Origin of the sequence: Bacteroides sp. (assembly GCF_029057325.1) — a bacterium.
In the GTDB taxonomy this organism is placed as follows: Bacteria; Bacteroidota; Bacteroidia; order Bacteroidales; family Bacteroidaceae; genus Bacteroides.
In genome coordinates, this window is sequence record NZ_JAICZW010000053.1 from 22,690 (window position 1) to 35,690 (window position 13,001).

General features: G+C 40.3%; 13 protein-coding genes. 2 read left to right on the forward strand and 11 right to left on the reverse strand.

Features of this window, described 5'->3' with window-relative positions:
• Positions 1-23: 23 nt before the first annotated feature.
• The 9 genes from K2G43_RS03650 to K2G43_RS03690 form a co-directional block, all read right to left on the reverse strand.
• On the reverse strand, positions 24-926 hold the full coding sequence (locus K2G43_RS03650; RefSeq protein WP_300153004.1) for a glycosyltransferase family 2 protein: 903 nt from the start codon (positions 924-926) through the stop codon (positions 24-26).
• Entirely contained in the window at positions 923-1,819 is an 897-nt protein-coding gene (locus K2G43_RS03655) for a glycosyltransferase (RefSeq protein ID WP_300153005.1), read from the reverse strand. The genes K2G43_RS03650 and K2G43_RS03655 overlap by 4 nt, the downstream gene beginning before the upstream one ends.
• The gene (locus tag K2G43_RS03660; RefSeq protein WP_300153006.1) at positions 1,816-2,934 is read right to left on the reverse strand and encodes a polysaccharide pyruvyl transferase family protein; all 1,119 of its coding nucleotides are present in this window, start codon (positions 2,932-2,934) and stop codon (positions 1,816-1,818) included. Before K2G43_RS03660 ends, K2G43_RS03655 begins: the two co-directional genes overlap by 4 nt.
• Positions 2,931-4,472 carry a hypothetical protein gene (locus K2G43_RS03665; RefSeq protein ID WP_300153007.1) on the reverse strand — a complete coding sequence of 514 codons (1,542 nt, stop codon included), beginning with the start codon at positions 4,470-4,472 and terminating at the stop codon, positions 2,931-2,933. The genes K2G43_RS03660 and K2G43_RS03665 overlap by 4 nt, the downstream gene beginning before the upstream one ends.
• The gene (locus tag K2G43_RS03670; protein ID WP_300153008.1) at positions 4,456-5,616 is read right to left on the reverse strand and encodes a Coenzyme F420 hydrogenase/dehydrogenase, beta subunit C-terminal domain; all 1,161 of its coding nucleotides are present in this window, start codon (positions 5,614-5,616) and stop codon (positions 4,456-4,458) included. Before K2G43_RS03670 ends, K2G43_RS03665 begins: the two co-directional genes overlap by 17 nt.
• Before the next feature lie 786 nt (positions 5,617-6,402).
• Positions 6,403-7,041 (reverse strand): hypothetical protein, encoded by a 639-nt coding sequence (locus K2G43_RS03675; protein WP_300153009.1) that lies wholly within the window; start codon positions 7,039-7,041, stop codon positions 6,403-6,405.
• A gap of 114 nt (positions 7,042-7,155) precedes the next feature.
• Positions 7,156-7,545, reverse strand: coding sequence for a PD-(D/E)XK nuclease family transposase (locus K2G43_RS03680; RefSeq protein ID WP_300153010.1), 390 nt, complete (start codon positions 7,543-7,545; stop codon positions 7,156-7,158).
• Between the two features lie 46 nt (positions 7,546-7,591).
• Entirely contained in the window at positions 7,592-8,014 is a 423-nt protein-coding gene (locus tag K2G43_RS03685; RefSeq protein WP_300153011.1) for a BT0820 family HAD-type phosphatase, read from the reverse strand.
• A gap of 152 nt (positions 8,015-8,166) precedes the next feature.
• Entirely contained in the window at positions 8,167-8,754 is a 588-nt protein-coding gene (locus K2G43_RS03690; RefSeq protein WP_300153012.1) for a hypothetical protein, read from the reverse strand.
• Between the two features lie 198 nt (positions 8,755-8,952).
• On the opposite strand from K2G43_RS03690, the gene K2G43_RS03695 reads away from it, so the two are divergent.
• Complete coding sequence (locus tag K2G43_RS03695) at positions 8,953-9,495, forward strand: HU family DNA-binding protein (RefSeq protein ID WP_297644388.1); 543 nt, start codon at positions 8,953-8,955, stop codon at positions 9,493-9,495.
• Between the two features lie 229 nt (positions 9,496-9,724).
• Positions 9,725-10,132, forward strand: coding sequence for an N-acetylmuramoyl-L-alanine amidase (locus K2G43_RS03700; protein ID WP_297644390.1), 408 nt, complete (start codon positions 9,725-9,727; stop codon positions 10,130-10,132).
• A gap of 44 nt (positions 10,133-10,176) precedes the next feature.
• Here K2G43_RS03700 and K2G43_RS03705 read toward each other — a convergent pair whose 3' ends face one another.
• Positions 10,177-10,824, reverse strand: coding sequence for a hypothetical protein (locus tag K2G43_RS03705; RefSeq protein WP_297644392.1), 648 nt, complete (start codon positions 10,822-10,824; stop codon positions 10,177-10,179).
• Positions 10,825-11,248: 424 nt separating this feature from the next.
• Entirely contained in the window at positions 11,249-12,487 is a 1,239-nt protein-coding gene (locus tag K2G43_RS03710) for a site-specific integrase (protein ID WP_297643262.1), read from the reverse strand.
• Positions 12,488-13,001: the final 514 nt, after the last annotated feature.

Below are 13,001 nucleotides of genomic sequence, written 5' to 3' on the forward strand. Positions count from 1 at the left end.
GTTTCATCCAACAGATGAAAAAACTAATATCTGACAATCTCTTTGGCTCTAATTATACGCATAAAAAGGTAAATGACAAAAGTCCGGCATAATTCGTGAGTGCAACGGTAAAACTCTTTAGGATTAGCAAATAATAGATGTCCTCCCATTTTCTTCAAATGCCAACGCTGATAATGTATGACCATATATAAGTGACTAATTTTAATTTTCCGAAGATGCATCAAAGAATGAGGTTCTTGGTAATAATGCCTTAAAACCTTGTTGAAACCAACTGTACGATATTTTTCACCCAACGAATACAGCAAATAACATTCTGTATAATAATTACACGAAATCTCAGGAAAAGGACATTCTTTCATATATTCTGTCCTGAAAGAATTCCATTTTTCTCCTCTGACTCCGTAGCGATTATATAGCTCATCATAACACGATTTTATGCCATCATAAGGGAATAATGTACCATTTATTTCTTCGGTCTCAGGGTCTGAACACAATGTGTCAATGCCATATACTAATTTATCGTCATAGTACTCGTTCCATTTTTCATTAAGAAAATCCAAGGCTTCCGGAACAAATGAATCATCACAATCCAAAGTAATAAAAATATCCCCTTTTGCTATACGGGCTGCATGATTCCACAGAATATGCTTACCTGAATTTTTTTCTTCATTCAGATAGGTTATATCCCAATCTACTGTCAGTATAAGTCCCTTTATGATTTCATCACTCCGATCCGTGGAACCATCATTTATGACAATCCATTCAAAATTTCGGTACTTTGATTCCTTGAGAGATGAAAATACCCTGTATATTGTTTTTTCACCGTTATAAACCGGAGTGAAAATCGTAAAAAGGAAATTTCGATTTGCTGTTTGAGAAGGTACTTTTCCGTACTGCATTGAAAAAAAATATATAGTTAACTTCAAATCAGCATTCTTATTCTTTTTTCTATTGCCAATAGATATTTGCAAAGCAAATTGTGACGAACAGTAAGAACTATTCGACCTCTTAGTCCCAAATCACGTACTTTGCCCCATTTCAAAAGTTCCTTTATCCAAGGCCTGTCGTATGAAACGTTGACTCTACAAGCTATGAGATTTATCAACGTGCAAAGATTGTAGTAGCATAATTCATCCTTAAAAATATCATGAAATTCCCCCAATACTTTAATACGCTCACTCATATAAAATTCTTCATACTCAAGTGTGAACTTTGTTGTATTTGTAACAGAATCAGGATTCAAACGATATTTGTATATATTACTATCTGTAATACATTTAATCTTTATGTCGCGGCCAAGCACTAACTTTATGTTTGTTAGTTGATCTTCTCCAATTATTATTTTTCTGTTAATATCCTGTACATAATCAATAAACAATGATTTACGAAACAGTCGCGAACAAAGACTGCCTGTCAATTTCCATGTCAATATATACCTAATATAGTTCTCACCTGATATTATTTCATCTATAGGTGCATTACTAACCAATAAACCAACATCAGCACTCATTTTACACATCAAAGTTGTAAGTGCATTCGGGTATAATTCATCGTCCGAATCCACGAATGTGATATATTCACCTTTTGCTTGTTTTATGCCTACATATCTTGCACTGGCAGTTCCACTATTTTTTTGATGAATCACATGTATGCGATAATCTTTGGTGGCATATACATCGCAAATTTCTCCTGATTTATCCGTGGAACCATCATCAACCAACAATAGTTCAAAATTGGTATAAGTCTGTGCTAATATACTTCCAATACAACTATTCAGATATTTTTCTGTATTGAATACTGGTATTATTACAGATATCATTCTAAAGATTGTTTTAAATATTTAATACTATGTTCTTTTTCTTTAGATATGACGGCAGAGATTTTGTGAAAATCAATATCCAATGAAAAGTCTATTGAATGTGTATCCGAACTAATATTTCTTGTTGTAAGACCCGCAATTTTGAGAATATTAGATATTCTGCTGTCCGTCACTCCTCCAACTGTATAAAAAGATTTGCGCAATAGGATTGCAAATGCAATCAAATGAAACGAACTTCCGACTAGGCATGTCGCATATTTGCATAAATTCAAGAACTCGTTGGGACCTACGGTCAAAAAATGTTCAATAGAATATTTTCTAACTTTAATATTATCTTTAGTACTGTTGAACATTTGGGAAACTATAATCCTACACCCAAAATGTTTTGCCAACCGTTGCGCATAATGGAAAACTTCCGTATGCAGAGAAGGAGCATAGACATATATATATTTCCCGTTAACCAAAGGTTTATCGCCAGCCTTTTGATTCCAAAACTCAGATTCAATGAGAAATGTAGGATCAAGCACATTTTCCACATTTCTACCAAGTAACATTTTGATTTTTTCTCCGGATTCAGGTTCACGCACACTTATATAGTCGTAAGTCATAAGCTGCGATTTAATGCGATTTATTACATCTTCAGACTGAATAGCTAACGGAGATGGCCCCATACTTGGTGCATATGCTATTTTCCTTCCACTCTTCACGAATGATAAAAAATAAGCCCAATCAAAATCAAAACAAGCAGGATTCCATATCTGGTCCCCACCGGAAATGAAGTAATCATATTTTAAAGTTGCAGCTTTTAACTCTTCTTCCGAAACATACTCTTCGGAGGATAAATTAAGGTCATTTTGCAGAAATGCCTCAAATAAATCTCTCCGTTTTAATAATGACCGTAAATAAGGCAAATACAAGATGCCACGTTTTATTCTATCAAACAAATTTCCTCGAAGAAACAATGGTTTATAAAATCCCCGTTGCCGATCGGTGCGAAAATTGATGATTTCGCACTCATTTCCAAGTGACTTAACTACTTGCTGCAAAGCGTATGCTTGCAACATAGAACCATAATTATGCGAAGCATGAAATGTTATTATTCCAACTTTTTTCATAACCAACAAGGAATAAAGCGTAATAACTTATTACGCAACATATTAACAATAAATATACGTTCTGAATCCGTAAAGCCACAATGATAAATAGATACAACACCAAAAAATACACTAAATATGGAACAAGCTAACAAGCGCCACCAGCCTTCCGTCATAATTGAAAATATAATATATGGCACAATAAAAGCAAGGACAGAAACTATCATTATAGGAATTAGAACTGTACGAATGTAGGTGCAAATGGACAATCCAAGCATACTGCGGCAAAACAACAAACGGACGGCATTGCCTAATATGATAAATAGGAGCGACACGATCAGCGGTGTTACAATAGGATAACCCAGTTTAAGCAAAAGATAAGCCACCGGAATATTAAGTAGGAGAATCGAACCTACTATAATTTGATACCACTTGATGCGTCCTGTTGCCATTAACGATGTTATCATTGGACCTCCCAAAGTGTCGAAAAGGGCTTCCACTATAACAATTCGCGTAAATAATGCTGCATATTGCGGTACCTCGACAAGCCATACGTCAAGCAAGAAATTGATATCGAGCAACACGGGTATCGAAATTAAAAGCAGCAAAAAATAGGAAAACTTTGAACTTTTGCATAACAAACGACAGGTAGCCGCCGAATCATTCGCTGCGTATGTTTTGGTAAGCTGCGGATTAACAGCCGACTGAAAACCTCCGACAAGCCCCTTGACTGCTCCAGTCACTTGCCCCGATACACCACGGGCGGCATTTACAGCCGGACCACCAAATATATTGAGCAACACCGAAGCTCCTTGATCTTTCAACGTCCAAGCAACCGTTCCAAACATATTCCATCCGGTAAAACCAAGCATAGACTTTACCAATTGGGAATCCCAAGTATTACGTTTTAGTGTACAATTATCAAACTTTCTTATACAATACAATCTATAAATAAGTGAAGAACACAATTGAATAAAGAAGAAAACAAATCCCCAAACAGCAAGCCTATCGTAAGGATAATAAAAAAGCCCTAACACAATAAACAATTTGGTAAAAGTTTCTCCCAGCCCTACGTAGGCATAGACGTGCATATGTTCATGTGAAACGATAGCTGCATTGTAAGGTGTTTGGAGCATTCCCAATATTGTTGTTAATATCGTGGCTTGATACACCCAATTGGCTGCCCCCATCCGCACCTCAGGAATATTCAACTGTGTGTTCACAAACCAAACACCTACCGTTTCTGCCATAATCAAAACAATAACGGCAATTATTGCATGAATATATACTGCTATATTGAATACCTTGTTGAATTGACCTTCAGTACCTTTGCCCAATTCGTAAGTCAAATAACGTTGTGTGGCAACCGACATCGAACCGTTGATAAAAGCCATCAACGAAATGATGCCACCTACTACATTGAATATGCCAAAATCCTCTACGCCAAGAGCTTCAAGAATCTTGCGTGAGGTATAAAGAGCCACAATCATCAACACGAATGTCCTTATATAAAGGTATATCGTGTTTTTGGCGATGCGTTTGTTATCTGCGTATGACATTGATTATAGGCATAAGCACAGGTTTGAACAGCCTGAGCATATTCTTTAAAGACTCAAGAATCAAATCCTTGACTATTGCTATTCTTACCGCTTTGTCAAATGGGAAACATGGATATAGCATAGATAAAAACCAGGCGGATATGCCATTGTGGACCGGACAATATAACTGTGTATTTCCTTCCACTGCTTCCTCAACACTACGTTCATAAATCTGCATATCAGCATTTGCAGCAACAATCAGCGATTTTCCTTTTTCTGAAGTCGGCAACAACACGCTGATACCTTCTGAAACATCCAAAGGAAGCGATATTGCATCTTGCAGTCCCCAGAAATCGCCAATTGTGACATCGCTTACTCTTTCTTTGCGTGCAAACGGACAGTGATAGCAACTTTCCCTATATGATATTCCTTTCAGAAACGCCCTATAATACATATCTTTGTGAGGTTCTGAGGAATACATTGTACCGCATCGGGCGGTCAGCTCGATGCGGAACAGCTGTCCTTTTCTAAAGGACAGCTGTTCCGCGAAGCGGCCATTTAATATATGATGAATATGTTCATGCAACATCTGTTGCGAGGGGACACCATGGCAAATCAAATCTACCAAATACAAATGTTCAGGAATCCGCTTGATATAGTTTTTCAGCCCGGCTACTTGGCAAGGCGTACCGATAAACAACACCGGCTTTCCTGCTTGCAAATCGGCTTTTACTTGCCCAAACAGTCCTCTGACATCGCTTTGCACATATTTGGAACCTTGCAACTTGAATAATTCTTGCAAAGAATCCACACGAAGGTGGCGAATGCGCATTCCTTCGGAAGTACAGCCATAAACAACGCCTCCTTGTTTTATAGTATGAGATGAAAATATATGAGCAGCCCCACCAGACGAACTTGCCAGATATTGTTCTCTGTCCTTATTCCATGCCGCATAAGCAGCAAGAGGAGCATGAAGTTTTCTATTTTCCTCCTCGAATGGACAAACCTTCTTACAAACTCCGCAATCAATGCAAACAGCCGTATCAACCTTCGGATAAAGGAATCCTTTTTTATCAGGAATCATCTCAATGCAATGCTTCGGACATGCTTCCGCACACGCATTGCATCCACTGCAATCCGCTTTTGGCTTATCTGCAACAGACATAATTTATTTGTTATTAGTATTCTCTATTTGTTTACCTTACCCTAAGAGCTTTCTAAAGGACAAAGCCAAATGCAAAGCTACGGTCATCAATAGAATAGCGGCCAAAAGCACAGACCTAAAAATAATATAAATGATAATATGCCCCGCATAATATACGACAAGCGCATAAGCCAATGACAATGTATAAAGAAAAAACTTCCTAAAATTGAAAGAATACGAGAAATATATTTCATTGGCAAGCATATACTCACCCACGCCACAACATATTCCTAAAATGATTAAAGATATCAGGAAGGCTTTGACCCGATTCATCGACTTATTGCCGATGCCATATAACAACATGATAACAGAAGCAACTGCCACCGATAAGCAATGGGTCAAATAGTGACTCTCAAAAGCCCCATCACAAATAGAGTAAGTCGGCATTATCAACAACCATATCAAACTAAACAAAGCAGATACAATACCTGTAGAAGCAAGATAACTACACGTCCTTTCTGAATTCAGGGCAGCATTGAACAAATCTTTATATTGATTGATTCGGGCTCTCCATATCAAGAAGAATCGATGAAAACTGTTACTCTTCACCCTCCTTGTTACATTGCCTACATACTTCAACAACTGCAAACATATCTTATTCTTACGAAATCCATCGAAAATATATTTCTGCAGGTTACTGAAAATGGATTTCCTATCAAGATATAACATTCCAAAACAGAATGCTACTGCAATTTGTACAAATGCAGAAAAACCAAGATAGTATGAATTGCCCATATCGTCCCTGCGTTATGCAACCTTCGGGAAACGCTCAAAACTTCTGTCCTGCTTATGAATGACTACTTCCACACGATAGCAGATATAATCCACATTGTGAAAAGAATAGTCAAGCCTTCCATGCCGATAAGTGGCAGACAGAATAAGGTCACAATTTTTATAATGAGCACGAGCTTTTTGATATTTCTCGCGAAGCCTTTTCTGATAGGATGTCAACCAAATTTCTTCTTGTGAATCTTTTGATTTCATTCTCTCTATAATCTCATCCTCATCCCAAGAGGACTTAACAAGCATGATGGCTTGACGAAGCTTTAAGTCATAATTGGGTTTCTCGCCACTATAATAATCAGGATCAACCTCCAACAACAGAAAATCACCTTCCGTAATTTGAGATGGTTCTATTGAAGAAACCAATAAGTTGTCACCACTCTCCAAGCCAAGTGGGCTCATTGAATTTCCATCTATCACAAACTGTTCCCGATTTCCCTTCTCTTCATCTGTAAGTTCCAAGAGTTTATTGGAAAAATCGACACGATGGACAGGGTCGCCGGCAATCACCATATAATGAGGCGCCCTTTGGCCATCATCCACATTCAGGATATCAGCCATGCCGAAATTCAATATTTGCTTGAGAGTACTACTAACTTTCATATTTTTACACTTATCATTCTATCACTTAGAAACAAAACAATCTTCGTTCTCTAAGGGTTCATTTTTCCAAAATAAAGATACTCTTTTTATTACATCAAAAATCTCTTATCTTCGTCATGCCTGTGATATTTCATCCACAGACAATCCGGTCAATTCGGATATTGTACGAATGTTCATTCCTTTGGCAAGCATAGTCCGGGCTATTTCAGTACGTCCTTTTTCAATACCTTTTTCGATTCCCTGCTCGATTCCTTGTTTTATTCCCTGTTTAATTCCTCTCTCAATACCTTTCTCCAGCCCTCGTATCTCGGCCGTTTGCATGACACTATACCAATCGCGATAGTTTTTCAGACTTTCCTCGTATTCGTACATCTCTTTGCGATCATATTTAGCTATCTCCGCTACTTCAAACAGGTGCTCGAAAACTTTGTCCTGCAAGACACGAGGGCGTTCCGACTCGGTATAAAAATTTATATATCTATCTATCAGACCTTGCGAACACATATTTTTTATCTCCTATTTCCGTTTGTTTGATGCAAAGATATAATTTTCACCCAAATATCCGTTTCCAGAAAGAAGTTTTTTCCCTCTTTGCGTCATGCACTTCCTGCAGATAGCGTTCGTAGCTCCATTTATGATGAACCAGTTCGTAGATAACGCCCCAATCGGGCAGCCCGCCCACGTTGCGGTCATCGATGTAGAGGTCGGCATTCACCTTGCGGCTCCGCATGAAGGCGCTGTCCTGTTCCTCTTCAGGAAGGTTGCTGTTCACAGCATAGAACTCCAGCCCGCGGTTGCGGCAATACTCCACCGCTTCTTTCAATAGTTTTCCTTCACGCACACTCCATAAAATCAACAGATGATGTTCTTTCTGCAACTTCTTCAAGGTGGCGATGGAAAAAGGTATCTCCTTGCCTATCTGAGGATAGCGGTGTTCCACAATGGTTCCATCAAAATCTACAGCGATAATCATAATGGTCGTTTATAATTTATACTCAAACCGAATTGAATTGCGAAAAAAAGAGTTATCGGGAGTCAGAAGTATGTTAACATAAACGGCCAAGTATGTTGACATACATGGCAAAATATGTTTAATTACTTGGGAAGTATCTTGAGACAACACCATCATATCCGGCAAGAATTGAGCACCGGAGGAAGTATCAGGCTGTCATCTTTGTCTATCGCCTCCGACTGAAGGAGAAATTCAGAGGCAATCTCCTTAAACTTGGTGCCTGCCGACTGAAGGAATTCGATAAACAAACGCATACTTTCGGGATCGGTTATTTCAATGGTAATTTTACTAAACGGGAACGTTTGTTGCTCTGCCATAGCTTTCTGAGAGGCTCTCCACACCTCCCGGCGTTTGGACTCAAACCACTTGCGTTCTTCACGCACCTCAGAGTTGCCGAGCATCTGCTTTACGTGATAGACAGCCGCATGGCTATTACCCTGTACGCCAAGGCAAGCTAACGGAAGAAGCAAACTAAGGAATTTTTCGCTCTTGGCTCTGACATCGTCGATGTCGCCATTGACATACATAAGACGCACCACCTTATTGGCTATGTCAGCGTAGGTGGAGCAGGTATCAAGAATATCGGTATAACGCTTCGTCTTGTCGTAGTCAGACAACAGATGGCACAATTCCAAAAACTCTTCGGACATATCGGGGTATCTGCTGCGAAGTTCAACCATCTGTTTTTCTTTATTTGTCATTTTGCTTTTTCGTTTTACGAGTTTATAGTCTTCGACTTTAAACCATGAATACTTTTGCAGAATCTTGCAGTGCTTTGCGAAATCTTGCAGTGTTTTGTGCTTTTTTGCGATTTCTCCTCCAACACACAAAACGGCAGTACTTTCGCAGCGTCAGATATATCTTACATATTCTTATTGTTTAACAAAAAATTTAAGCGTATGATTAATTACAGCGTTTTCATGATGCGCAATCCGCAGAAACCGGAATCACCGGAAAAGGCGTATGCGAAAAATCAAGTGTCTGAAATATGGACCCTGGAGAAATTCTCCAAACACATTGCCGACCACAACGGAGTATATTCACGCGGGACGGTAAAGGGGGTCATCAGCGACATGTGCGAATGTCTTGTGGAGCAACTGCTTAACGGCAACAAAATTCAGCTTGGAGAACTGGGCACGTTCAGCACTTCCATCAGCAGCGTGGGAGCCGAGAGCACCGACAAGTTTACGGCGAAGAACATCAAACAGGTAAACATCCTCTTCACGCCGGGAGCCGACTTTGAAAACCTCATCGAGCAAGCCGAATTCAATCTGGTAGCAAGCCGCATTGCCCAAGCCGCTACGTTGAAAGCTGAAAAAGCCGGAGAGGCAACTGTGGACTTGGCTGCCGCCAAGAACAAAGGAAACTCCGACGGAACAGATGGAACCGATCCGAACGGCGGTGGGGATGACGATTCGTCAATAGATAATCCATTGGGTTAACCTCAAACTCTCACGGATGCCGGATGCCACCGACATCCGTGGAACTTTCAAAACTAATTGAGCATATATGCAATTATTAATCATTATTTACTTAAAAACCAAACGTATGAAAATAAACTGGAAGAGCGTACTGCTCTATATAGTAAGAATCATTGAGCTAATCATCACTGGCGCAGCCGGAGGTACCATGAGCCACCTCGAATTTTAATTCTCAATTTATCAATTGCCTATGAGATCTATTTCTCTTATTATCGTGCATTGCTCCGCCAATTGCGAGGGCAGCACAGGAAGAATGGCAGACATCGATCGCTACCATCGTTCTTTGGGTTGGTCGGGCTGCGGATATCATTACGTGATTCCTACAGACGGTACCATCGAAAAGGGACGGCCGGAGGAAACGAAAGGCGCACACTGCAAATACCATAACAATCATTCTATCGGAGTGTGCTACATCGGCGGACTTGCCCGTGACGGCAAAACTCCGAAGGACACCCGCACCAAAGCACAAAAGCGCACACTGACGAGACTGCTGAGAGAACTGCATGAACGTTATCCCAAAGCGTTGATTGTAGGCCATCATGACTTGAATCCAATGAAAGCATGCCCCTGTTTCGATGTAGTAAAAGAATACTGGTAATTTTGATGCAAAGAGGGGGTGTGCCGTTTTTTCCCGGTACACCCTCAAGTATCTACCACCTCAAATTTCTCGCAATGTATGCCCGAAATGGCCACACTCATCCCACCAACATCCATCACAAGACGGCGGTCGCGATCGATGCGTATGACATACCCCTCCATGCCGGCAAGGAAACCGGAAGTGATGCGCAGTTTGACATTCCCACCTGCATAGTACTTGAAAGGATGCAATAGGAAACGAATGCGCTCCGGAGAAGCATCCACCACACGCATGAACGGTTGCATGACACTGTCGGGTATGACGGCAGGCAAATGTGTGCTACAATTGTTGACCAAATGGCGACCTGGAAAGTTTACATCTAAATAATGCTGCAATTCGGACGGACAGCCTTGCAGGAAAACAAGCCCGCTAACGGTGGGTTTCTCAACACTATGTACCTTACGGCTCTGCTTCTTACGCTGATAAACCATAGTCTTATGAATGAAATAAGGCATGTTGTCGCGCTCCAGCCTATTGATGAACAGGCTTACTTTACTGTGATGAACAAAGAGATAGCACCAGGAAACGGACATCGCTCCACCCTCCTGTGCACTCACGAAGGTACATTCCTCTACTACTGGACCGGAATTCTCCGGCTCAGAAATATCAATGCCTTTAGGAATACGAACCTTTGTCCAGAATGTAGTTTCCATTGTTTCTTTTCAGAATTACCAGGTTTGTCTTCGTCGGCTTATAGAATGAGAAGTAAGCAATCCTGCGTCATCGTTCCCAGACTATTTTATGTAACTTTCAGACTGTTGCCAATATGGGACCAACAACTGAAATAAAACATTAAGTACCTCTTTCATATATCATTGTCCATTAAACTAAGACCGTCATCTTGAGTAATATAATGCCTGTTTTCATGTAGTAAAACAGGCATTACATCATAATTCATTGTTAATCAAATAAAAAAGAAAAAGCAGACGCTCAAGTTTGTCAAGCATGTTGCGATAATTTACACATAAATATCACCTTTGATTAAGAAAAAAACAATAAAACTATTGGTGTATTATAAGAAAATCGTACCTTTGCGCAAATAATGCCTGTTTTACTACATGAAAACAGGCATTATTGTTAAACATTCTTCATGAGCGTTATTTTTCTGATTATTTTATTGTTTGCTTTGTTTACCATGGACGTATCAAGCGATGCAAGATAAATTTGCGTAGTCTTGTCGGAGTCGTGTCCCAAACCTTCGCTGATGACAGACAGAGGTACTTCCATACCTCGTGCGATGCTTGCCCAAGAGTGCCGGGCCACGTAAGTGGTGAGCGGAACGGACAACCCAATCAAAGAGCCAATCCGTTTAAGGCTTCGATTGATTCGCTGCAAAGTTTGCCCGTAAACTACACGATCGTTCAAAGAATTTCCGGTCAGAATGGGGAACATATAAGGAGACCCGGCTGTTTGATCTGCATACTTACTGACAATATGTTGCATAGGAGACTCCCACTGTATGGTGAGGCATTGGAAAGTTTTACGACGATTGTAAGTAAGAATCCCATTCTTCAAATCGTTTTTCTTCAGATGAGCTATGTCAACGAACGACATTCCCCGAGTGTAGAAGCTGAACATAAAGATGTCGCGAGCGAATTCCAGAGAGGGCTTGTCCGCAAGATCCAAGGAAAAGATGGAGTGCATGACACCGGCGGTCACCGCCCGCTTGCGGGTTTTGCCGACAGACACATGCACCTTACGAAAAGAGTCTCCCTTTTCGACAAGCCCATCTTCCACAGCTTGCCGGTAGAGCGTCCGAAGAGTTCGCATATAACAAGAGGCCGAACTGCGCTTCAGTCCTGCATGAAGCATCCACGCCTCATACTCCTGCATCATCTCGCCCGTCAGGTCGGCAAATGCCAAATCATCACCTCCACGGAATTTTTTGAAACTTCGCAACGCATTGGCATATGTCCTTGCCGTGCCGTAGCACTCCATCTTCATCTTACTTGCTATCCGAGCATGAATGTAGCAAAACACACTTACGCAAGGAGGTATCTCCCGAAATGCGACCAACAAATCTTCGACCGTACAGTACTGCCCTGTCTTCCCTTTCTCGTCCGCGATTTTCCGCATCCTATTCATTGTCCAATCGGCTTTGGACTGATATAACCGTAACAAAGATTTTCGTGAGCGGCTGTTCACCTTATCGTCCGTCATACGGATAACAGAATGCACTTCGTCCCATTCTTGCGGAAAAATATGGTAACCGGCACTCAACATCGCCACCTTACGAAAATGAGTCACTTGATAATACAATGTTCCCTCCTTGCCGGTAACTGAGGAGGAACGAAATCTTAATTTAATAGTTGTCATAATGCATATCAATTTAAGTTTTGCTAGTTTATTGCGAAACTTAAATAAACATTTGGAACAATCAAGCTAAAAAAATAAACTCATTACCATTGACCGAATGCTCAATCATTATATTACAAAGATATTTTATTTACTCTATACGATGCATCTGCCACGAAACATCTGGATACCACGGAAATCCACGATACGAATGCGATAGAATTTTTCATTAAAGTATTCGCGTAAAGCACGGCCGTTGAGACTAGTGAGAAAACTATTCATGCTTATATAGCCTACACGACCACTCTCTCTGACAAGCTCAGTGGCAATCTAAAAAAAGGAATGTATAAGTCAGAATCAACAATACTGACTTGTCAATTTAAAGATAAGGGAAGTACCTAAAAAAATAAGTCCCTGAATTATTAAAATTCAAGGACTTATCACTTTTATTTTTCTATTTTTGCGGAGAGACAGGGATTCGAACCCCGGGTACCTCGCAGTACAACGGTTTTCAAGACCGCCGCAATCGACCACT

What these genes read in the sequence shown, in the direction of transcription:
- K2G43_RS03655 (WP_300153005.1), bottom strand. Translation starts at nt 1,819, where the DNA reads ATGATATCTGTAATAATACCAGTATTCAATACAGAAAAATATCTGAAT.
- K2G43_RS03660 (WP_300153006.1), bottom strand. Translation starts at nt 2,934, where the DNA reads ATGAAAAAAGTTGGAATAATAACATTTCATGCTTCGCATAATTATGGT.
- K2G43_RS03665 (WP_300153007.1), bottom strand. Translation starts at nt 4,472, where the DNA reads ATGTCATACGCAGATAACAAACGCATCGCCAAAAACACGATATACCTT.
- K2G43_RS03670 (WP_300153008.1), bottom strand. Translation starts at nt 5,616, where the DNA reads ATGTCTGTTGCAGATAAGCCAAAAGCGGATTGCAGTGGATGCAATGCG.
- K2G43_RS03675 (WP_300153009.1), bottom strand. Translation starts at nt 7,041, where the DNA reads ATGAAAGTTAGTAGTACTCTCAAGCAAATATTGAATTTCGGCATGGCT.
- K2G43_RS03680 (WP_300153010.1), bottom strand. Translation starts at nt 7,545, where the DNA reads ATGTGTTCGCAAGGTCTGATAGATAGATATATAAATTTTTATACCGAG.
- K2G43_RS03685 (WP_300153011.1), bottom strand. Translation starts at nt 8,014, where the DNA reads ATGATTATCGCTGTAGATTTTGATGGAACCATTGTGGAACACCGCTAT.
- K2G43_RS03690 (WP_300153012.1), bottom strand. Translation starts at nt 8,754, where the DNA reads ATGACAAATAAAGAAAAACAGATGGTTGAACTTCGCAGCAGATACCCC.
- K2G43_RS03695 (WP_297644388.1), top strand. Translation starts at nt 8,953, where the DNA reads ATGATTAATTACAGCGTTTTCATGATGCGCAATCCGCAGAAACCGGAA.
- K2G43_RS03700 (WP_297644390.1), top strand. Translation starts at nt 9,725, where the DNA reads ATGAGATCTATTTCTCTTATTATCGTGCATTGCTCCGCCAATTGCGAG.
- K2G43_RS03705 (WP_297644392.1), bottom strand. Translation starts at nt 10,824, where the DNA reads ATGGAAACTACATTCTGGACAAAGGTTCGTATTCCTAAAGGCATTGAT.
- K2G43_RS03710 (WP_297643262.1), bottom strand. Translation starts at nt 12,487, where the DNA reads ATGACAACTATTAAATTAAGATTTCGTTCCTCCTCAGTTACCGGCAAG.